Source organism: Halocatena pleomorpha, assembly GCF_003862495.1.
Classification (GTDB): Archaea; Halobacteriota; Halobacteria; order Halobacteriales; family Haloarculaceae; genus Halocatena; species Halocatena pleomorpha.
The window spans coordinates 1-19,956 of the sequence record NZ_RRCH01000013.1; the positions used below are offsets into that span (position 1 = coordinate 1).

General features: G+C 61.3%; 26 protein-coding genes. 10 read left to right on the forward strand and 16 right to left on the reverse strand.

What is annotated here, in order from left to right; all coding sequences use genetic code 11:
- The first annotated feature begins 139 nt into the window (after window positions 1-139).
- The 5 genes from EIK79_RS06330 to EIK79_RS06350 all read left to right on the forward strand — a co-directional run bounded on the left by EIK79_RS06330 (window position 140) and on the right by EIK79_RS06350 (window position 5,334).
- A complete protein-coding gene (locus tag EIK79_RS06330; protein WP_124954288.1) occupies window positions 140-1,510 on the forward strand; it encodes an ABC transporter substrate-binding protein in 1,371 nt (456 codons plus the stop codon).
- A 6-nt stretch (window positions 1,511-1,516) separates the two neighbouring features.
- Window positions 1,517-2,317, forward strand: a complete 801-nt coding sequence (locus EIK79_RS06335; protein ID WP_124954289.1) for an ABC transporter ATP-binding protein — start codon at window positions 1,517-1,519, stop codon at window positions 2,315-2,317.
- Window positions 2,314-3,012: an ABC transporter ATP-binding protein gene (locus tag EIK79_RS06340; RefSeq protein WP_124954290.1), complete on the forward strand. Its 699-nt coding sequence runs from the start codon at window positions 2,314-2,316 to the stop codon at window positions 3,010-3,012. The genes EIK79_RS06335 and EIK79_RS06340 overlap by 4 nt, the downstream gene beginning before the upstream one ends.
- On the forward strand, window positions 3,009-4,043 hold the full coding sequence (locus tag EIK79_RS06345) for a branched-chain amino acid ABC transporter permease (RefSeq protein WP_124954291.1): 1,035 nt from the start codon (window positions 3,009-3,011) through the stop codon (window positions 4,041-4,043). The genes EIK79_RS06340 and EIK79_RS06345 overlap by 4 nt, the downstream gene beginning before the upstream one ends.
- A 172-nt stretch (window positions 4,044-4,215) precedes the next feature.
- On the forward strand, window positions 4,216-5,334 hold the full coding sequence (locus tag EIK79_RS06350; protein ID WP_394337775.1) for a branched-chain amino acid ABC transporter permease: 1,119 nt from the start codon (window positions 4,216-4,218) through the stop codon (window positions 5,332-5,334).
- 27 nt (window positions 5,335-5,361) lie between these two features.
- Here EIK79_RS06350 and EIK79_RS06355 read toward each other — a convergent pair whose 3' ends face one another.
- The 15 genes from EIK79_RS06355 to cofD all read right to left on the reverse strand — a co-directional run bounded on the left by EIK79_RS06355 (window position 5,362) and on the right by cofD (window position 14,911).
- Window positions 5,362-6,528: a threonine synthase gene (locus EIK79_RS06355; RefSeq protein ID WP_124954292.1), complete on the reverse strand. Its 1,167-nt coding sequence runs from the start codon at window positions 6,526-6,528 to the stop codon at window positions 5,362-5,364.
- A gap of 43 nt (window positions 6,529-6,571) precedes the next feature.
- Window positions 6,572-7,360, reverse strand: a complete 789-nt coding sequence (locus tag EIK79_RS06360; RefSeq protein WP_124954293.1) for a proteasome assembly chaperone family protein — start codon at window positions 7,358-7,360, stop codon at window positions 6,572-6,574.
- Window positions 7,361-7,365: 5 nt separating this feature from the next.
- Window positions 7,366-7,548 carry an RNA-protein complex protein Nop10 gene (locus EIK79_RS06365; RefSeq protein ID WP_124954294.1) on the reverse strand — a complete coding sequence of 61 codons (183 nt, stop codon included), beginning with the start codon at window positions 7,546-7,548 and terminating at the stop codon, window positions 7,366-7,368.
- A 10-nt stretch (window positions 7,549-7,558) separates the two neighbouring features.
- Window positions 7,559-8,365 carry a translation initiation factor IF-2 subunit alpha gene (locus EIK79_RS06370; protein WP_124954295.1) on the reverse strand — a complete coding sequence of 269 codons (807 nt, stop codon included), beginning with the start codon at window positions 8,363-8,365 and terminating at the stop codon, window positions 7,559-7,561.
- Window positions 8,366-8,442: 77 nt separating this feature from the next.
- Window positions 8,443-8,625 (reverse strand): 30S ribosomal protein S27e, encoded by a 183-nt coding sequence (locus EIK79_RS06375; RefSeq protein WP_124954296.1) that lies wholly within the window; start codon window positions 8,623-8,625, stop codon window positions 8,443-8,445.
- Between the two features lie 2 nt (window positions 8,626-8,627).
- A complete protein-coding gene (locus tag EIK79_RS06380; RefSeq protein ID WP_124954297.1) occupies window positions 8,628-8,912 on the reverse strand; it encodes a 50S ribosomal protein L44e in 285 nt (94 codons plus the stop codon).
- A gap of 86 nt (window positions 8,913-8,998) precedes the next feature.
- A complete protein-coding gene (locus EIK79_RS06385) occupies window positions 8,999-9,421 on the reverse strand; it encodes a DUF7346 family protein (protein ID WP_124954298.1) in 423 nt (140 codons plus the stop codon).
- Window positions 9,422-9,445: 24 nt separating this feature from the next.
- A complete protein-coding gene (locus tag EIK79_RS06390) occupies window positions 9,446-9,784 on the reverse strand; it encodes a DUF7322 domain-containing protein (RefSeq protein ID WP_233737995.1) in 339 nt (112 codons plus the stop codon).
- Window positions 9,785-9,857: 73 nt separating this feature from the next.
- Window positions 9,858-10,037, reverse strand: a complete 180-nt coding sequence (locus EIK79_RS06395) for a DUF7331 family protein (protein ID WP_124954299.1) — start codon at window positions 10,035-10,037, stop codon at window positions 9,858-9,860.
- Window positions 10,038-10,168: 131 nt separating this feature from the next.
- The gene (gene asd / locus EIK79_RS06400; protein ID WP_124954300.1) at window positions 10,169-11,206 is read right to left on the reverse strand and encodes an aspartate-semialdehyde dehydrogenase; all 1,038 of its coding nucleotides are present in this window, start codon (window positions 11,204-11,206) and stop codon (window positions 10,169-10,171) included.
- A 235-nt stretch (window positions 11,207-11,441) separates the two neighbouring features.
- Window positions 11,442-11,630 carry a 30S ribosomal protein S17e gene (locus EIK79_RS06405; protein WP_124954301.1) on the reverse strand — a complete coding sequence of 63 codons (189 nt, stop codon included), beginning with the start codon at window positions 11,628-11,630 and terminating at the stop codon, window positions 11,442-11,444.
- A gap of 62 nt (window positions 11,631-11,692) precedes the next feature.
- Window positions 11,693-12,262, reverse strand: coding sequence for a DUF447 domain-containing protein (locus EIK79_RS06410; protein WP_124954302.1), 570 nt, complete (start codon window positions 12,260-12,262; stop codon window positions 11,693-11,695).
- Window positions 12,259-13,101, reverse strand: a complete 843-nt coding sequence (locus tag EIK79_RS06415) for a triphosphoribosyl-dephospho-CoA synthase (protein WP_124954303.1) — start codon at window positions 13,099-13,101, stop codon at window positions 12,259-12,261. Before EIK79_RS06415 ends, EIK79_RS06410 begins: the two co-directional genes overlap by 4 nt.
- Window positions 13,098-13,871: a tRNA-dihydrouridine synthase gene (locus tag EIK79_RS06420; RefSeq protein ID WP_124954304.1), complete on the reverse strand. Its 774-nt coding sequence runs from the start codon at window positions 13,869-13,871 to the stop codon at window positions 13,098-13,100. The genes EIK79_RS06415 and EIK79_RS06420 overlap by 4 nt, the downstream gene beginning before the upstream one ends.
- Window positions 13,871-14,911, reverse strand: coding sequence for a 2-phospho-L-lactate transferase (gene cofD, locus EIK79_RS06425; protein WP_124954305.1), 1,041 nt, complete (start codon window positions 14,909-14,911; stop codon window positions 13,871-13,873). Before cofD ends, EIK79_RS06420 begins: the two co-directional genes overlap by 1 nt.
- Before the next feature lie 141 nt (window positions 14,912-15,052).
- Here cofD and EIK79_RS06430 point away from each other — a divergent pair, with 141 nt between their 5' ends.
- The 3 genes from EIK79_RS06430 to EIK79_RS06440 are packed head-to-tail and all read left to right on the forward strand — an operon-like array spanning window position 15,053 to window position 17,501.
- Entirely contained in the window at window positions 15,053-16,288 is a 1,236-nt protein-coding gene (locus EIK79_RS06430; protein WP_124954306.1) for an HD domain-containing protein, read from the forward strand.
- Entirely contained in the window at window positions 16,285-17,313 is a 1,029-nt protein-coding gene (locus tag EIK79_RS06435; RefSeq protein WP_124954307.1) for an amidohydrolase family protein, read from the forward strand. The genes EIK79_RS06430 and EIK79_RS06435 overlap by 4 nt, the downstream gene beginning before the upstream one ends.
- Window positions 17,310-17,501 (forward strand): hypothetical protein, encoded by a 192-nt coding sequence (locus tag EIK79_RS06440; protein ID WP_124954308.1) that lies wholly within the window; start codon window positions 17,310-17,312, stop codon window positions 17,499-17,501. Before EIK79_RS06435 ends, EIK79_RS06440 begins: the two co-directional genes overlap by 4 nt.
- Before the next feature lie 3 nt (window positions 17,502-17,504).
- On the opposite strand, the gene EIK79_RS06445 is transcribed toward EIK79_RS06440, so the two are convergent.
- Window positions 17,505-18,008, reverse strand: a complete 504-nt coding sequence (locus EIK79_RS06445) for a gamma carbonic anhydrase family protein (protein ID WP_124954309.1) — start codon at window positions 18,006-18,008, stop codon at window positions 17,505-17,507.
- Window positions 18,009-18,125: 117 nt separating this feature from the next.
- Here EIK79_RS06445 and EIK79_RS06450 point away from each other — a divergent pair, with 117 nt between their 5' ends.
- On the forward strand, window positions 18,126-18,923 hold the full coding sequence (locus EIK79_RS06450; RefSeq protein WP_124954310.1) for a BtpA/SgcQ family protein: 798 nt from the start codon (window positions 18,126-18,128) through the stop codon (window positions 18,921-18,923).
- 51 nt (window positions 18,924-18,974) lie between these two features.
- A complete protein-coding gene (locus tag EIK79_RS06455; protein ID WP_124954311.1) occupies window positions 18,975-19,955 on the forward strand; it encodes a PLP-dependent cysteine synthase family protein in 981 nt (326 codons plus the stop codon).
- Window position 19,956: the final 1 nt, after the last annotated feature.

The following is a 19,956-nucleotide window of genomic DNA, read 5'->3' on the forward strand; positions in this document are numbered from 1 at the left end:
CTCTGGGAGGGAAGCCCCGCCGTTCACGGCGGGGAGGATGTCACTTTGAGCTGGTAGCGGCCTGTGAGGAGTGAGGGTCGGTGTCGTTGATATATTAACCCGCCAATATTTGCTCGGCATAGATGTATACTGTAGTGGCATGGCAAGGAAGCACATATCCCGCCGCCAAGCGCTGCGTCTCCTTGGCACGACCGGGATCACTGGTCTTGCGGGCTGCACGGGCGGGGACTCCGAACGGGCAGACTCGGGCAGCGGGGGATCGTCCTCGGGAACAGTTAGCATCGGCGTCCTGCAGCCGATATCGGGCGATCTTAAATACTACGGCGAGCAGGCACTGTGGGGCTTTTACTCCGGGCTCGCTTACAAGGGAGAGACAGATCCCATCGAGAAAGCCAGCACAGGAACGCGGAGTGTAACGATCGGAGACACCACCTACGAGTTGCACGTTCGAGACACGCAGTTCGACACCGACACGGCCCAAACGTTAGCGACGAACCTCGTGCAAAATGAGGACGTGGATCTTCTGTTTGGGTGTGCCTCATCGGGGGCAGCAACGCGCGTCATCAAGACAGTCTCAAAGCAGACGGGGATTCCGACGCTCATCGGTCCCGCAGCCTCAGCGTCAATCACTGCAGACTCAGAAACCTGTGCGGCGAACGTCTTCCGAGCGAGCGAGAACACAGCGATGGACGCCCGCAGCGGCGGAACGTACGTTGCCCAACAGACAGACGTCGACTCGGTGTATCTGTTCGGTGCCGACTACAGCTTTGGCAAGGCCGTCGTGAACAACTACCGGGCTGTTCTTGAAGCAGAAGGGATCGAAATCCTCGGTGAGAAGTTCGTTCCACAGGGCTATTCGGAGTGGGAGGGACTGCTCAAGAACGCAGAAGACGCCGGTGCTGCGGGCATCGTCGGTGGATTCACCGTTTCCACGCTCCCACAACTGTTCACGGCGTTTCTCAACGGCGACTACTCTTATCGGGTTTTCGGTGGATTCGCCACCCGGATCACGAACGCAGCCATGGGCCAGACGCTACAAAAGGAACTCGGAAGCCTCACCAAAAACGCGGTGAAGAAGACGAAACTCGGCCCGTTCACCACGCGCTACCACTGGAACCAGTACGACAACGAGATCAACAACGAATTCGTCAATATGTACACCAAGACGTACGGAGTGGTTCCCGATCTGTTCACCGCCGGAACGTTCACCGCCGCGTCAGCGATCGTACAAGCCGTCGAAGAGGCCGGTTCGACAGACGGATCCGATATTGGGGCGGCACTGGGGGGGATGACCGTCGTTGACACGCCCAAAGGACCGGACGGCTACACGTTTCAGGGATACAACAACCAGGCCCGCTCGGAAATGACCGTCGCGGCTCCTGTTCCAACCGGTGATGCATGGACGGACAGTTGGGACGCCCCTGTTCGGCCGAGCGACCCTGTTGCCCGCATTGACGCTGACACTGTAACGATTCCAAAGGGAGCCGACAGCATGGCCTGTACCCTCTGAATGATGATGCTTCGTACACGGGGACTGACCAAGCAGTTCGGTGGCCTGACTGCGGTCGATGGCGTGGACATAGATCTCGCGGCCGACGAATGCTGCTCGCTCATCGGTCCCAACGGTGCGGGCAAGACGACGTTTTTCGATCTGCTAACTGGGAAGCTGACACCCACCGCTGGCACGGTTGAGTTGTGGGGAGAGGATGACTGGATCGATATTACTCACACACCACCCCATCGGACGGCAGAAGTCGGTCTCCACCGATCCTACCAGATAACGAACCTCTTTAACAAGAACACAGTTCGCGAGAACGTCCGAATCGCGGCCCAAGCAGCCGGTGATGACGCGATGAACTGTTGGCACAACACCGGTGCATTCGAAGAGTACATTACGGAGGCAGAGGCGATACTCGACCGGGTCGGACTGGCCGAAGACGCCGACGAGTCCGCTGGATCGCTGAGCCACGGCGCAAAGCGCCAGCTGGAAATCGCCGTCGCACTGGCTGGCGATCCGGACGTGCTCCTGCTGGACGAACCGAACGCGGGTGTTTCCTCGGAGTCGGTGGAGGACATCGTGGCACTCATCGAGGACGTCGCAACCGATCACGCTGTGTTGCTAGTCGAACACAACATGGACATCGTGATGACCGTCTCAGACCGGATCGTCGTGCTGAATCAGGGTGCAGTGATTGCCGACGACGAACCGGCGGCTGTTCGGTCCGACGAGACGGTCCAGCAGGCATATCTCGGCGGGTATGAGCGCGGCGATGTCGATGACGATCGCACGGGAGAAACAGCGGGAGGGAGGGCGTGAGTCTCCTCTCACTCGAAGCGGTCCACACGTACTACGGCGACAGCCACATCCTCGAAGGCGTTTCTCTCGAAGTCGACCGGGGGGAAGTCGTCGCACTCGTCGGTCGCAACGGCGTCGGCAAGACGACCACTCTTCGGACGATCCTGCAGCTGACGCCGCCAAGCGAGGGACAGGTGTGGCTTCGTGGCGAGGATATCACGGGAGCCGACACCCACGAGGTCGCGGATGCTGGTGTCGGTTGGATCCCCGAGAACCGACGGATCTTCTCACGACTCACCGTCGAGGAGAACATCCATGTCGCCGTTCCGGAGGGACGCAACATCGATGCAGCCCGAGAACGCGCCTACGAGACGTTCCCTGATCTGCGCGAGCACCGTCACCGCGATGCTGGCACCCTCTCGGGAGGACAACAGCAGATGCTCGCCATCGTGCGCGGATTGGTCGGTGACAACGATCTCCTGCTGGTCGACGAACCGTCCGAGGGGCTAGCCCCGCTCATCGTTTCAGCTGTCGCCGACGCATTGGCGGCCACAGCGACCGAAACGACCGTGCTCCTCGTCGAGCAGAACCTCCCGCTTGCGCTCGATCTGGCCGATCGGTTTTATGTTCTCGATGATGGGCAGGTCGTCGATTCGGGCGACACGAACGAGGTTGATGACGATGATGAACGGTTCCGGAGGTATCTGTCCGCATGAGTGGTGTCCTCGCGCTGTCGCCGTTTGCGGATAGTGTTCCGCTGTTTGTCGACACGCTCGGCGCGTTTTTCCGGCCCCGTACGCTGTTTGGCGTGCTCGTCGACGGAGTGGCAAAAGCAGCGCTGTACATCATGATCGCAAGCGGACTCACCCTCATCTTCGGACTGATGGGCGTGTTGAACTTCGCCCACGGGTCGATGACGATGGTGGGTGCGTATCTGGGTGGTCTCCTCATGGTGTTGGTAGTGGGTCAGGAAACCGGTGATCCGACGCGTTTGCTCGTGTTCGGCCTTGGCGTTGTCGTCGTGTTCGCAGTGCTGGCCGCGTTCGGCGGCCTGCTCGAAATTGGTCTTATCCGACCGATCTACGACCGGCCGCCGCTCTCTCAGATCCTGCTGACGTTCGGCCTGACGCTGATACTCGACGAGCTCGCGCGAATCGTCGTCTCGTTCTATGGCCTTCAGCCGATCTCCGAGTGGCAGGCAGCGATGGCGACTAAACCCGACGTATTGGGTCAGCAACACGATCTTGTGGTAGCGTCGGTATCGGGACTGAAACTGTTCGAGATCGCGTGTGGCATCCTCGCCGTGGTCGTCATCTGGGTGTTTCTCACTCGAACGCGCTACGGTCTGTACGTCCGCGCTGGCAGCGAGGACTCGGAGATGGCGGCGGCGCTCGGCGTCGACGTTCGTCGGGTGTTCACTGTCGTCTTCGCGCTCGGGACCGGGCTTGGGGGTGTCGCGGGGATCCTGCTTGCATGGGACCCGTCGTGGGGTGCGAGCGTTCCCCTTGCCGTCGAGACGCTGTTGCCCGCGTTCGTCGTCGTCATCATCGGCGGACTCGGCACGTTTCGCGGAACCGTCGCTGCCGGTCTCCTCGTTGGGCTCATCGACGCGACGATGACGTGGTGGTTTCAGAACGCCATCGCGTTCACTGGTCTCCCCGAGATGACGATCTTCCTCATCCTTGTAATCGTACTAGTGGTCAGGCCACAGGGCCTGTTCGGCGTCGAGGAGGTGGGTGGCCATTAGCCCCTCCGATTCCGCCGACCTAACAGCCTCGCTGCTCCTCAGCTACGCCCGCGACCACGTCGTCCACCTGCTCGTCATCGCGGTGCTCGCGGCCTACCCGGGCATCTACGCTATCGCGGTGAACTCACCACTATCTGCACAAGCAGTAGCGGTGTTACCGCGAGTTGAAACCATGGTCGCCGTCCTCTATTTCGGACTCTTTGCCATCTCCTTTGACTTCGTCTCGGGCTACACCGGCTACCTGTCGTTCGGCCATACCATGTTTTACGGCGCAGGTGCCTATCTCGTCGTCCTCACGGCGAACGGAAAGATACCATTTCTCTCGGCATCGACGCCGTTCGTCCTTCTGCTCGTGCTCTGTGGCCTTCTCGCGGTTATTCTCGCGTTGCTCGTCGGCGTTGTCTCCTTTCGGCTTTCGGGCGTCTACTTTGCGATGATTACGCTCGGTTTTTCTCAGGTGCTGTACGTCTTCGTTCGCGACTGGAACTATCTCGGATCGAACCCCCGCGACGGTGTCGCTGTCACTGGACGGACTGCAGGGTTCGAGATCGGCATCCCCGGCGTCGACTCAGCGTCGCTCGCCATCGGTCAGCTGACCGGCGACACTGCCGAACTGCTCGGCGTCGTCACCCTCACAACCGCGGAGGTGTCCTACTACATGGTCGGGCTAGTCGTGCTCATCTGTTATTTTGCAATGCAACGCGTCATCCACTCGCCCTTCGGACGGACGCTAATCGCCATTCGGGAAAACGAGGAACGCGCTCGCGCGATCGGCTACAACACCTTCTACTACAAGCTCGGAGCGTTCGCTATCTCGGCGTTCTTCGCGGGGACCGCTGGGGGACTCTTCGCGGGATATCGTCGCTCGGTGACGCCCGAAAGCGGGTTCTATTTCCTCACCACGGGGGATGCCCTCCTGGCGAGCATCATTGGTGGCTTTGGTACACTCGCCGGGCCGCTGTACGGTCACCTCTTCGATGAGAGTGTGCGTGAATTCCTCTCAAAGGCAGGAAGCGGAGGCGGACTCCTGCCGTATCTCCGGTCGAATCTCGGCCAAGGAACACTGGAAACGGTTATCTACAACGGAATGACGATCGGCGAGTCCATCGACGTCTTCCTCAACGGGCGGGCGGCGCTGTACGTCGGCATCGTTTTCGTCCTGTTCGTGCTGTACGTGCCAAACGGACTGCTCGGGACCGTCCGCGGCCGCCTGAACGGTACGGTCGCAAAAGGATTTCCGATGTGGTTCAGACAACGACTACCAGACCGCGACAGCGATCAGTCCCGGTGAGCGTCGACGTGGCTCTGTCCGACAGTATCAGATCCCCTGTCCCATCAGGTGGCTCCGGAGTAGATCCGCGTCTTTCTCCGCGCTCGCAGTGTTGATGAGAACGACCGTATCGTCTTCGTCGAACCGTTCGCGCAACTCCCACGCCGCGCTCGCGGCGGCACCCGTCGCAACACTCACACCGATCCCTTCGTGGCTGGCAACGGTGACCGCGCTTTCGAGAAGGGTGTCATCGCTGCTGGCGACCGCACCGCCACCGGTTTCACGCAGCGCATCAAGAACGAGCGCGCTGCCGTTGGGATCCGGTCGTTCGAGCGCACCACAGACAGTGTCGGGCACGTCCCACGGTTCGTGTGCGTCGGCTCCGGACTCAAACGCCTCGACGATCGGTGCACACGCCGTCGATTGGGCGGCGTACACCGCTGGCAGTGAGTCGGTCACGCCCAACTCCCGGAGTTCCCGAGCGGCCTTTGCCATACCGACGATCGGCCCACCCCCAACAAACGGACAGAACACGGCGTCTGGCACCTGCCACTCCAACTGTTCGAGGAGTTCGTACACCACTGGTTTCATTCCTTCGTGGCGATATGGTGTTTCGAACGGCTGGAGGGAATACCAGTCTTCGTCGCTCGCGTGAAACGCTTCGTTCGCGTCGTCCAATCGCCCACCAACAACGTTCATATCGCCGCCGTGGACGTTTATCATCGCTTTCGTGAGAAACGACGCCCGGGAGGGAACGAAGACGTGGCTCGTGATTCCGGCACGGGCGGCGTAGGCGGCAACCGACTGGCCGCTGTCGCCCGGCGTTGAGAGGGCCACGTCGTTCGCACCGTGCTGACGGGCCGCAGAAACAGCGAGCGCGCTCGCTCGATCCGCGATCGTTCCCGTCGGATTCGCGCTTTCGTCTTTAATCACCACGCGACCAACACCGAGTTCCTCAGCCAGTGACGGACAATCGACGAGCGGCGTGCCGCCTTCACCTAGTGACACCCGTGCGTCGGCCGGGATCGGGAGAAGTTCTTCGTACTTGCCCGGGCCGAACTGCCGGCGTTCGATCTCCGCTCTGGACAACTCGATCGCGTCGTATTCGTACGCCGAGTCGAGCGGTTTGCCATCCGGATGGTGGCTCGTCGTCGCGTCGAATCGTTCATCGGTTTCAGGACACCGCAGCCCCGCGAACGTTGGCGTCGTCTTCATGCGTTGGCTATCTAGGCCCGCGACTAAGCACTGTTGGGTCTGATCAGCCGATGTACCGGAGGTCGTCGTCGGTCGGCGCTGCACTTTGTTCCATCTCGCGAATCTTCGTGACGACTTCTTCCATCTCCTCGGCCCGCTCTTCCAAGGAGTCGTATCCAACTTCGAAATCGAGAATCGTTTCGAGGGCTTCGAGAACGGCACGAGCGCTTTTCGGATCCACAAGATAGCCGCTCGTTTCACCCATGAGACAGGCTGCGCGTAGTCCTCGCCGGCCACCCAATCCGAGTAGAAGTCCGCTCACTCCGACGATCCCCCCGGCTGGCTCGTTCTCACGGAATTCGATGATGTCCGATAGTTCCTCGACAAGCGACGCTGAGGACGCCGCACCGATGACGCTGTACTCCTCGATCAGTTCGCCAGTCGGAACGCCGCCCAGAGTGAACACGCGCTCAACGCCGTATCCCTCCGCAACGTCGAGGATGGTGTCCGTCAGTTGGTAGTGGCCGGACGGATCCTGTGCCTGGTGATCGCCGGTCAAAACGATCAGATCGTTGGATGGATCCTGATCAGCCGGAGCTTCCTCGGCGTCGGTGGGCGCGGAGAGATCCACTTTGTGGAATTCGAGGCAAGCTAGTTGAGAGGTTCCCTCGTCGATGGTCACCTGTGGCGGGAAGTGCTCGGAGTACAACCGACAGAGAAGCGTCGTCTCGAATTCTTCGAGAAGGTGCTCGGCAGCGAGCTTCCCGACGTGCCCGACGCCGGGAAGCCCTTCGATGAGAATCGGAGCGTGGAGATCAGGTTCTGCAACCGTCTCGATATCGAACTCGTCCATGCAGCCTACTCCTGTGCTCGCTGCTTAAGTGCACGTCGGTACTCGCCGTATCGGTCCGTCGGGTCGTACGGGGCTGGGGCGCTGTTGACGGCGTTACCGCCGCATTCCGGACAGCGAGTGGTAAGCGTGTACACCGGTCGATCGTGGCGGTCGGACCACGATTCACACACGCGGATGTCAGAATGCATCGAACGGTCGTTAGCTGTTCTCGCCTTCAGTCTGCTGTTCGCGGTGGAACTGTGCGGTTCCGCCTCGGTCCTCGATGGCCGACCGCGCGCGGTCGACGGTTGCGGTGAGTTCGTCCTCTGCGAGTTTGTACGACGGCGCGCGGACTTTGATCCGGTATTCGGGTGCACCCACGTAAGTCACATCGAGATCCGTCTCGTCCCCGATCTCTCCGTTACCGGCTGCCGTTTCGAGAGCCGCTCGAACGTCGTCGACGCCGTTGGGGTTGGGTGATTCGAGGTGAATGTACCCCGTAACGGTAACGTAGGGCACCGAAACGTTTGCGCGAGCGGTTTCGACAATCGCGTCGACCTCCTCGTCGGTTAGATCAGTCTCAGAAAGCGCCTCCGTTCCACGGATCGCCGCCTGCTCGAAGCCCTCATACAGCGTGCCGAACGCTCCGAGCAGTTCGTTTGCGACCGTACCGTACTGTTCGTCGGACACGTCCTCACCGAACGCCAGCGTCATCCACTTGTCGGCTTTCTGTTCGTTTTTCCACTCTTGGATCTTCTCAGATCGCTGGTGATCGTTGACATCCTTGAGCGAGAGATCGATTTGTTGGGTGCTTTGATCAACGTCGAGGACCTTACAAACGACCGTCTCACCCGTCCCTACGTGGTCACGGATGTTTTTAATCCACCCGCTTGCAACCTCGCTGATGTGCACTAGTCCGCGTCGGTCGGTGTACTCCAGAAGATCCACGAACACCCCGAAATCCTCAATCTCATCGATCCGGCCGACAACGAGATCTCCCGGGTCAGGCCAGCCTGTGTATTTCATGCTCGTCAGTTGTGGACTGACGGGAATAAAGGCACCGTATACCGGATGCACTCCCAGAATGGAGCGTCACCGACTACTCAGGCGTGATTTTGACGAGTGATCGTTTCGGTAACGTCACCCTCAAAGACGGCCTTGCCGCCCGTCGGACGGGCGAGGACGTGGCCACAGACCGCACACGCAACATCACTCGCGGCTTTTCCGTAAATGAGCTGTTCGTTTTCACAGTCCGGGCATGTCACCCGGTAGAACTGTCCCGCCATGATTACTCCTGAAACTCCAATCGACCGGCTCGCCATCCCTCACGGAGGTGAGCGTTACCGCACTCGCTACACCTGTAGGTCAGGTTGGTCTTTTTCGTCGGCTTGTTCCCCGCCGGTACTTTCGAGAACTTTCCGGCGTTCCCGATACCGGATTTCTGGCGCTCGCGCTGGCGGCCCTGTACCTCTGTCATTCCCGAAGGACGACCTGAACGAACTTTCTCGACCTCGTGCTCCTCATGGGAGTCACAGTTCGGACAGTACGTCCTGAATCGGCGTGGCATCTGCATGGTTACTGAGTCTATCTTATCGACGCCGCATTAAAACCCGTTTGGTTCGGACCAGAACGGTCTGAGGACACGCGAATGCTGCATCCTCACTCCATAGACCCTGCTGTCGGAAGTTTCGATCGTGCTCGTGGCGTCAGTTCGTACCCTAACACGGGGTCGGAGGTGGACGCGACGAGACCCCCAACTCGAAGTTCGGTGAGCAGTCCGTTGAGATCGCTCTCACACAGTTCCGTACATTCAATCAGATCGATGGCTGCGATCGGCTCAGTGCGTGCGAGCACAACCAACAGCCCGAGGGCGCGATCGTCCTGGACACCGATATCCGCGCCAGTGTCTGCAGACACTGTCGTCCCGATCGTTTCTAAGGGTGCGGTCTCCGCTTGGAGTTCAAGCCGATCGGGATCGATATATCGCTCCTCGCCGGTGACCGGATCAGCCACGAGCCACGCGTCCGAAGCGCGTTTCCGGAGAAGATACCGAGAGCCATCGTCAGCCCGAACGGTGCGCATACCGTCGGTACTGGCCGACAGCAGTTATCCATTCCGGTGGTTTCGGTATCGGAGGTAGCCAATCAACAACGCAGCCACACCGATCACGGTAAGGCTCCCTCCAAACTGGAGTCGGCCCCGAAACACCACGAACAGCACCCCGAGACTGAGAGCGAACAGCCCGACGTTGGCCATCAGAACCAGCAACCAAAACGTGCGTTGGAGTTCGGGCGGAGCGTTGGTGTCGCTCGGACCGGGAGCCTCAGGAATATCGATTTGAGGCCCGACTGCGTCGGGATCAAACTCCTCTGGCTCAACGGACATGGGATCGAACCCATCCGGTTCTGTCGGCCACGAACTGTCGTCCTCTCGGGATGGAGCCACACTGACTGTTCTCCAGTCAGCCACAAAAGATTCTCGTTGCTGTGTGGCTACTGTTGGATCAGTTCGCTCCGGATCAAACGGCGTCGTCAAGCCTGATAGCGCGACAGGCCTGAATCCAGGCCAAGGGGTTGCCAGCGTCGTAGAACACGACACCCTCTTCAACCTCATACGCCTCCGTCGTCTCGATAGCGTCGGAACCTGGTGACTCGGCGCGTTGTGCGTCCATCGACACTAGGGTGTCATTGTCTGACATACCGTACTCCACGGTGATGGCTGTCACGACATAGGCTTTCGGAACCCACCCAAAGATTGCCGGATCGATTGTTGGGAGCGAGGGATGGCGCGATGATTGGCAGGGACGGGATCAGGAGACTGCGTGTGAACTCACAGCCAGCCTTGTTTGTGGAGGAGTTCGCCGTTCAGAACGCTCGCACCGGCCGCTCCACGAATGGTGTTATGGGCCAAACAGTTGTACTGGACGCCATCCGTGGTCTCTTGGAAACCGCCTGCAGTCACAGCCATTCCATCACCACGGAGCCGATCGAGTCGGGGCTGGGGCCGATCCGGTTCATCGTCGAACACGTGGATGAGTGGGTCGGGGGAGCTGTAGAGATCGATCGAGGAGTACGACTGCATTGCAGCCCGAGCGTCTGCTGGGGTGATCGACTCGCGGGTGTCGGCCCAGACGTTTTCGAGGTGTCCATCAAGCGTCGGGATGCGATTACACGACGCCGCCACGTCGACACCGTGCCAATCGATTTCTGCCCCATCAAACGTGCCGAGGAGCTTGCACGCTTCTTGTTCCATCTTGCGTTCCTCGCCGCCGATGTGGGGGATGGCGTTGTCGATGATCTCCATTGAACTCACTCCCGAGTAGCCTGCTCCCGACACCGCCTGAAGCGTGGAGACAGTGACTCGTTCGAGACCGAACGAGTCGAGCGCTGCGAGTGTCGGAACCATCGTGATCGTTGAACAGTTTGGATTTTTCACCAGCGCCCCATCCCAACCGCGTTCGTCTTGTTGGACTTCGAGTACGCCGAGATGGTCGGGATTCACTTCGGGTATCGTGAGCGGAACATCGGGCGCAGTCCGGTGGTTCGAGGAGTTCGAGGAGACGACGTAGCCCGCCTCACAGAACGCCGGCTCGACGCGCTCACCGACGCTAGAGGGCAACGAGGAAAACAATAGATCGATGTCATCGGGTACCGCGTCGGGTTCAGTTCGACGGACGGTCGTTTCTGCGACCGATTCTGGAATCGGCGCGTCGATTCGCCATTTCGCAACGTCGCGGTAGGGATGGCCTGCGCTCGCGTTGCTCGCAGTGAGCGCAGCCAGTTCGAAATCAGGGTGTGGTTCGAGCAGTTGAATGAGTCGTTGACCGACAGCTCCGGTCGCACCGAGGATTCCAGCAGTGACAGTCATTACCGAAGATGGGCCGTGACGCACAAAAACGATTGTGATACGCACAATTGACGCGCTGTCGCGTCGTGCACCGTTTAACTAGCGCTTTCGAGGGTTATACACGAACAGAATGTAAAATAAAATACTTTTTTCTTAGATCACGACGGGTTCCGTCCACTGCGATCGGTAGAGGTGACAGGGTCATCCAATCGCCTCGTTGGCACAGCGATTCGATCGATTCGGTTCCGAGCGGTGGTTACTGCGCGGGACTGCCTTGCTTTCGCGTGATGTAGCCAGCGATCCGGTTGCGGACGGATTTCGACTCGATGTTGGTGAGTTCCATGACGAGATCCTTGTTCCGATCGAAGTCGTCGTCGAACGCCTCGGAGTATCGGTCTAGCAGCACTGTCGCCGTTTTCTTGACGTAGGCGGGTTTGATGGCCATGCGGTGATTTTCCGACGGCGAGGCTAAAAGGATTCGTTTCATGGTCCACGACGAAACCGACGTCACTCCACCAGTTCCTCAAACCGCTCCCATGCCGCTCGTTCCCGTTTCCCGCCACAGCGGTCGACCACGGTTCCGGCTCGATCGATCCGCGCCCGGAGTTTGTCGGTGTCGTACTCGGGCACGTCGAGGCGCGAGGCGGCGACAGTAGCCTCGATGATCGCGTAGTAGCCCCGGTTCGTCGTTGGTACCACGCGTTGTTCGATAGCCGATTCGACGGGCGTGAGCACCCACTCCTCCCAGTGGCCTTCATTACCTGTTCCGATCGATTCGACGGCGACCCGAACCCACGCGTCGGCGCTGTCGAGGATCGGCGTTTCTTCTTCGCGGATCGAACACGCGGCTTCAACGAAATCCACGGGATCACGGGTGAACTGGACGTACCCCTCGGCGCGCTCGTGGAGATTATGACGTGTGCGCGTACGCCCCCACGTCCGGGCGGTGATCACCGCTTCATCCCCACCAGCGAACAGGCCGAGCACGGCGACGTTCCACCGATCGTTCGGCCCCAGCGTCGTGATGATTGATTCGGTGACACCCGACAGTTCGAGAGGCCAGTCGGATTCTGTCACACCGACACCCCCTGTTCGAGTGCGAGAAACAGCGCGGCCGCAGTGATGTCTGCGGTCGTTCCGGGGTTGATCTCGCGGCGAATGAACTCCGTTGCGAGGTCATCGGCTGTGATCGTTCCGTCGAGTGCCGCCTGTGCGCGTTCGACCACCTCCTCGGCCGTCGCGTGGTCGTGTCGTTTCACGACGAACGTGTCCGGTTCGGACGCGAGCAACCGGAGATACGCGTCTGCTGCCCGATCGGAAATCGGGCCGTCGCCCGCTTCGATCCAGTCGGCGGCACGAAACGATCGGGGGAACGCTTCCGTCCACTCCCGAGCGACGCCATCTACGTCCGCGCTTAGCTCCATCACGTCGAACAGCGTGAGACCACGTTCTCGCAGCGTCGACGCAGCGCGGGCCCCCCGCCGGACATCGAGCGCAGTGAGTTCCGGCGGTGGATCATCGACACCCACATCCACGTGTTCAAACGCCCGGTAGAAATCACAAGCATCCTCGACGGTGGTCGCGTGAACGATCTCCTCGATCGGTTCTGGCGTGAGGGCGGTCTCAGAATCTGCGCTTGCGGCTTGGACGAGCGGAACCAGCAGCAACAGCGCCCCGAACTGGGTGTTTCCACCCCGCTGTTCTGCCATCCCAACAACGCCACGCTCGAAGGCACGACCAACCGCAGCACCCTGCTGTGCCAACAACAGCCCCGGCGTGCTCCCAACGGCACCGGCCATGAAATGCTCGAACCGGAGATCGTTGTACTCGTGGCGTCGATCCACGTTGCCGGGCTTTGGCGTTCCAGACAGTTCGAGCAACAGCGCCAGCTGGGCGTTCTGTGCCGGCGATCTCACGCGTCAACCCTCCGATCGAGACCGAACCACTCTACCGTCGCGTCGTGAACGCGAGCGAGCACGCGTGGATCGTCGCTCGGTCTGCCGACGCTCACCGCGTCTGCGCCGTAGTCGAAGTATTCCCGTACCGTTTCGCGATCGCGGACACCGTTGTTTGCAATGAGGAACGCGTCGGTGTGTGCAGCCACCGCCTCAATCACCGGTTCTGAGTCCATTGCGTCGATGTGGAGGATGTCCGCACCCGCCTGACTCGCCTGTCGCGCTGTTTCGAGGAGATCGACGCCCGGAACCGCAGCGCGCAGTTTCACGCTGGTCGTCGCGCCCGTCTCGCTCGCACCGCGGACGTACGTACAGAGCCGGTCGAGATCAGCCAACAGCGTTTCACCGGCACCCGCTGTACACATCTCTTCCTGTCTGCAATGGGCGTTGATCTCGACGATCGCGTCGTGTTCGTGGCAGACTGTGGCCGCGTTCCGAAGCGGTTCGAGGGAGCTGCTTCGGACGTTGAACCCGGCCGTGATCGGTAGCTCGGACAGCTCGGACAGTTGGGTGTCGATAAACGCGAGCGGATCGGTGGGCAGAAACTCCTCACGGTCGCGCTCTGTGAGCGCGCGGGCAGCCTCGCGCGTCGGTCGATCGAGCGCGATCCCACCGAGAAACGCACAGCCGGCGTAGGGAGCGGCTCGCCGTGCCCACGCCGCGTCCGACGCCCCGCTCAGACTCGCTACCGCAACCCTAGGAGTGAAGGCCACGGGATCGGAGCCACCCATCACCGATCACCGCCCGTCTCGGACTGGGGGACACTGGGCGTTGCTGTGTGCTCGCTCAGTTCGAGCGCGTCGCGGACCGCACGGGCAACCCGCTCCGCGTCGGCGTCGGCGTCGAGCGTCGTGTCGGTTCGCACCACCGGCCGGTCGAGCGCTGTTGGATCTTCAGAATCGAGCACGAACGCGTCCACGAAGGGGTAGGTCTCAGCGACGCCAGCGGTGCTAGCTTCATAGCCCATTGCGCGCATGAGCTTGGCTGCCGGGCCGGAAAAGACCCGATCACCGATGAACGGCGAGACTGCGACGACCGTCGTCTCGAACAGTGCGCGCTCGAATCGTTCCATCGACAGCATCGGGCCGATGCTCGTCACGGGGTTCGACGGACCGATTACGACCGGTTGGGACAGCGCATCGAGCACCTGCTCAGTTGGCTCGGCGTCGACTGCGCCACGGAACTCCACCGTCTCGACCGGTGGCTCTCCGTCGTGGCCGACCCAAAACGCCTGAAAATGCATCGGTCCGTCCGGCGTGTGAACGATCGTCGCCACCGGATCGTCGCTCATCGGCAACAGGGTCCGGTCCAGTCCGAACGCGTCAGCCAGCGTTTCCGTCGCCTCAGTCAGCGTCGCACCCGCATCCAAGAGGCTCGTTCGGGTCACGTGAACCGCACGATCCCGGTCACCGATCTGCATGAACTCACCCACGCCGGAAAACCGTCGCCACTGGGCGATCGCGCGGCCAGCAGTCTGTCGATCCGCGGGAAGATAGCGCGGTTCGGAATTGAGTCCCGTTCGGTCAGCGATCCGAACGAGTTCGTCGTGAGTGGTGGTCGGATCGTCGTCGATCCCCCACCACGTTTCACGGTCGAGCACACCGCCATCGAGAAAGAGTACCGTATCGAGATCCGGCGAGACGAGGACGCCGCCGAGTTCGATGTCATCTCCCGTGTTCCCCACAACAACTGTTTCGGACGAAGGAAACACGGTGTCGCTCCCGGCGAGCAGTTTCGGGGTGCCGGTTCCACCAGCGAGGAACGTCGTCATACTCCCAACCGGGAGATGTACGAAGATAAGTGCTTGTGGTTGTACCTGTGCTTGTGCTTGTCTTGTATTTGTACACCCAGTTGCTACCACGGGCAGCACCGAGCACGGCCCGTTTTTATCGACCGGCGGCAAAGTAGGCTCGTGACGACGATCAAAGACAGTGTTCACGACCACATCGAGGTCGAGGGCGTCGCCGCCGCCCTGCTCGATACGCCCCCTGTTCAGCGGTTACGTCGGATCGGTCAGCTCGGGACAGTTAATCTCGTGTATCCCTCGGCCAACCACACCCGGTTCGAACACAGCCTTGGCGTCTACCACATCGCCAATCAAGCCCTCTCGAAGCTCGGGATCGCGGGACAGAACGCCGATCGGATCCGAGCGGCGGCGTTGCTTCACGACGTGGGACACTGCCCGTACAGCCATAATATCGAGTCGCTCATTCACCGCCACACGGGGAAATACCACGACGACGTACACGAGCTGCTCGAATCGTCATCGATCGCGGCGGTACTCGAACGCCACGACATCGACCCGGAGACCGTGGCGGCACTCATCGCTGGTGAGGGACAGTACGGACAGCTCGTTTCGGGCGAACTCGACGTGGATCGGATGGATTATCTCGTCCGGGATGCCCACCACACGGGCGTCCCCTACGGCACGATCGATCACGAGCGCTTCGTCCGCGAGCTACGATTCATCGACGGCGAGCTCGTGCTCGACGCTGGCAACGTCCAGACGGCTGAAAGCCTACTACTCGCGCGGGCACTGATGAACCGCGCCGTGTACAAACATCCAACCGTTCAGATCGGGCGAGCGATACTCCAACGGGGAACTGAACGGCTGTTAGCAGTCGACGCCACCGATCCCGAAACGCTACGTCGGATGGACGATCACGACCTCCTCGCTGCGCTCCGCTCGTGCCCGTCAACGACCGAGCACGCCCGCCGTCTCGACACCCGAACGCTGTACAAACGCGCGGTGTGGGCGGAACTGGGTGATGTCCCCGACGAGCTACTCGAAATGAGTTACGAGCAAACACGAACACTCGAAGCAGACGTAGCCGACGCGGCCGGTGTCGATACCGAAGCCGTTATCTTCGATATTCCCGGAGAGCCGTCGATGCCCGAATCGACGAGCCGCGTCGTTGTCAACGGAGAGATCAGGACGCTCGCGGGTGAATCGACGCTTGTCCGCGCGCTCATGGCAGCCCACCGCGATCGGTGGCGGTTTGGCGTGTACGCGCCCGAGGCGTCGGTTGACGCCGTTGGCCACGCGACCGAACAGGTGCTCGGACTGGAACTTGACGCGCTGGTCAACGACCTCCAGCTCGGTCGACCCGCAACGCTCGATGAGTTCACCAATGAGGGGCAATCGTGAGTACGCAGCTCACCGGAACGATCCTCCGAGGCCGTGAATTCGAGCCGGTCGAGGGACGGGTCGTCATTGAGGACGGCCACATCGCTGCCGTCGAGGAGACGACGACCGACTCGACGGACATCATCCTCCCGGCGTTCGTCAACGCCCACACCCACATCGGGGATTCGATCGCAAAGGAAGCCGGTGGGGGGCTGTCGCTGGACGAGCTCGTTGCGCCGCCCGACGGTCTCAAACACCGCCTGCTCCGAGCGGCGAGCGACGAGGAGCTGACACGCGCGATGGCCCGGTCACTGCGATTCATGCAACGAGGCGGCACCGGTGCGTTCCTCGAATTCCGCGAGGGCGGCGTTGCGGGCGTGCAGGCGATCGAACGCGCGCTAGCCAACGACGATCTCGATCTGCGAGCTGTCGTGTTCGGCCGTGAGTCGATCGAAGCGATGGAGGCAAGCGATGGGTTTGGGGCCAGCGGTGCGCGCGACAGCGATTTCGAAGCGGAGCGAAACGCCACCCGCAACGCTGACAAACCCTTTGCCATCCACGCCGGAGAGCGTGATCCCCACGACATCGATCCGGCCTTCGAGCTTGATCCGGAGCTACTCGTCCACATGGTCCACGCCCAGTCCGACCACCTCGCACGTCTCGAAGAAACTGAGACGCCGGTCGCCGTCTGTCCCCGGTCGAACCTCGTAACTGGCGTCGGGCTGCCACCCATCAGACAACTCCTCGATCACACCACCGTCGCACTCGGAACGGACAACGTCATGCTGAACAGCCCCTCGATGTTCCGGGAGATGGAGTTTGCCTGTAAATTCGCGGATGTCACCGCCCGCGAGACGCTGCGGATGGCGACGGTCGCTGGTGCCGACGCCATGGGTCTGAACTGTGGTCTCATCGAGGAGGACAGGGACGCCCGGCTGCTGGTACTCGATGGTGATTCGGACAACCTCGTGGGCGCGCGGGATCCCGTGCGGGCGGTGGTCCGCCGGGCGGGCGTGAGCGATGTGAAACGTGTTGTATTGTTGTGACTGACATCCGCTCATCGCCAGCGTTCACGATTCATCGAATTGACGACGCAGCGTTCGACGCGACGTGTGAGCAGTTCGAACGGCATAACGATCACATCATCTCGGTCATCGACTATTCGAGCGCCGTGCTTGCCCGCGAACACGAGATCGATCACGCGTTCACGTTCGACGGCCGAAGTGCCGAATAATCCTCACTCGATCAGTTCGGAACTCCGTTCGTGTCGGTTTGCCAGTTCTGCGTAGTGTTCACCAGCGTAGGTCCACGGCGAATCCGGAACGTGCTCGCGGACCTCTGCGGGCGTACCGACGGCGATGTGTTCCGGCGGGATCTCAGTGTCCTCGGTGACAACGCTGCCGGCGGCCACGAGGCTCCGCGCGCCGACGTCCGCACCATCGAGCACCGTTGCGCCCATCCCGACGGTGGCGCGTTCACCGACGGTTGCGGCGTGCACGATCGCGGTGTGGCCGACCGTGGCGTACGGACCGATCTCACACCCCTCGTGACAGACAGCGTTATCCTGAACGTTCGCGCCCTCTCTGAGCACGATCGCGCCCGAATCGCCCCGGAGCGTCGTGTTGGGCCAGACGCTCGCTTCGGCCTCGATCGTCACATCACCGATCACCACCGCCGTCTCATCGACGCGGGCCGTCTCGTGTACTGTCGGAGCTGTCCCTTCAAACGAACGTAACACCATACCAACTCGGTGTTCAGCAGATGGATAAACCCACCTCATCTACCGACACACCCCTGGTCACCGGCGTCAGCGGATTCGGATACAAACCACCAAGTCACTCGGGGATCGGTGGTGGGTATGGAGCTGTTCGATCCCCAGCCGATCATCGGAATGGTCCACCTCGATCCGCTGCCGGGTGCGCCGCAGTTCGATGGCGACCGTGCGGCGATCCGCCAGCGAGCGCTCGACGACGCCCGAGCGCTCACTGCCGGCGGCGTCGACGCCGTGATCGTCGAAAACTTCGGAGACGCACCGTTCTACCCAACGGATGTTCCGACCCACGTGGTTGCGGAGATGACGAGTCTCGTCGGGGCTGTGGCCGATGTTGTCGACGTACCGGTGGGCGTGAACGTGCTCCGCAACGACGCCGAGGCCGCGCTGTCGATCGCCGCCGCGACCGGGGCGTCGTTCGTCCGGATCAACGTCCATACCGGCGCGCGCGTCACCGATCAAGGAGTTCTCGAAGGACGAGCACACGAAACACTCCGATTGAGTGATCGGTTGGACGCCGATGTGCGAATCCTCGCTGACGTGGCGGTCAAACACAGTGAACCACTGGGACCCGAAAACGTGCGAAACGAAACACGGGACGCCGTCGAGCGCGGACTCGCTGACGCTGTGGTCGTCTCCGGCGCAGGCACCGGACGAGAAGTCCCCCGAGAGCGCCTCGACACCGTTGTTGCTGTTGCTCACGAGTGCGGCGTCCCGGCGTACGTCGGCAGCGGCGTGACCCACGACACTGCTGCGGAACTCCTCTCGATCGCTGACGGCGCGATCGTCGGCTCAGCACTGAAAACTGACGGCGCTGTCCACGCTCCTGTGGCACACGCCCGCGTCGAGGCACTCACCGACGCGGTCGATCGAGTGGATCGGTAGCAATTATTCATGGCACTTTAATATAGTGTGAAGTGCAATATTTGCCATCGAATGACGACACACAAAGAGCCGTTGTCGTCGGTGCTCGACACTGTAGGAGAAACGCCGTTGGTCGCTGTCCACACCGGTCCGTCATCGGTCGACGTGTACGCGAAGCTGGAATCGTTCAATCCCGGTGGGAGTGTGAAAGACCGGATCGGGGAGTACATGCTCGAACGGATGCTCGAACGGGGCGACATCGATCCCGGCGGCACGGTGATCGAACCGACGGCGGGAAACACAGGGATCGGCTTTGCGATCGCGGCCAAACAGCTTGGTCTCGAAGCGATCTGTGTGGTTCCCGAGCGGTTCAGCCGGGAGAAACAGCAGCTCATGCGCGCGCTGGGTGCGGAAGTGGTGAACACGCCCACTGAGGCCGAAATAGCGGGCGCGGTTGAGCGGGCGCACGAACTCGCTGCGGAGATCGACAACAGCGTGGTTCCACAGCAGTTCTCGAACCCGTTGAACGCTGAGGCCCACTACGAAACGACGGGCCCGGAGATCTACGAGGCGCTTGACGGCGAAGTCGGGGCGGTCGTCGCCGGGTGTGGCACGGCAGGCACCCTGATGGGGATCGGGCGGTACGCTCGTGAGCAACACCCTGACACCCACGTCTGTGCCGTCGAACCAGAAGGGTCGGTGTACACGCGATTTTTCGGGGCAGAAACCGACCACGAGGAGTATAAGACCGAAGGCATTGGGACGAGCGATCCGGCGACGAACGAACTGTTTGAGCCGGAGCTGGTCGATGACGTGCTGCAAGTGAGCGATCGGGCGGCACAGGCGGAGCTGAAACGGCTCGCCCGTGAGGAAGGCCATCTCGTCGGATCGAGCGCAGGGGCGGCCAGCGCCGCTACGCAACGCGTCGCTGAACGGATCAGCGACGGACAGTTGTCAGTGCCACACCCGACGGTAGTGACCGTCTTTCCGGATACGAGCGAGCGGTACCTCTCGAAAGGCATCTACGAAGCGTTTGCGGCGTGGGAAGGGTGAC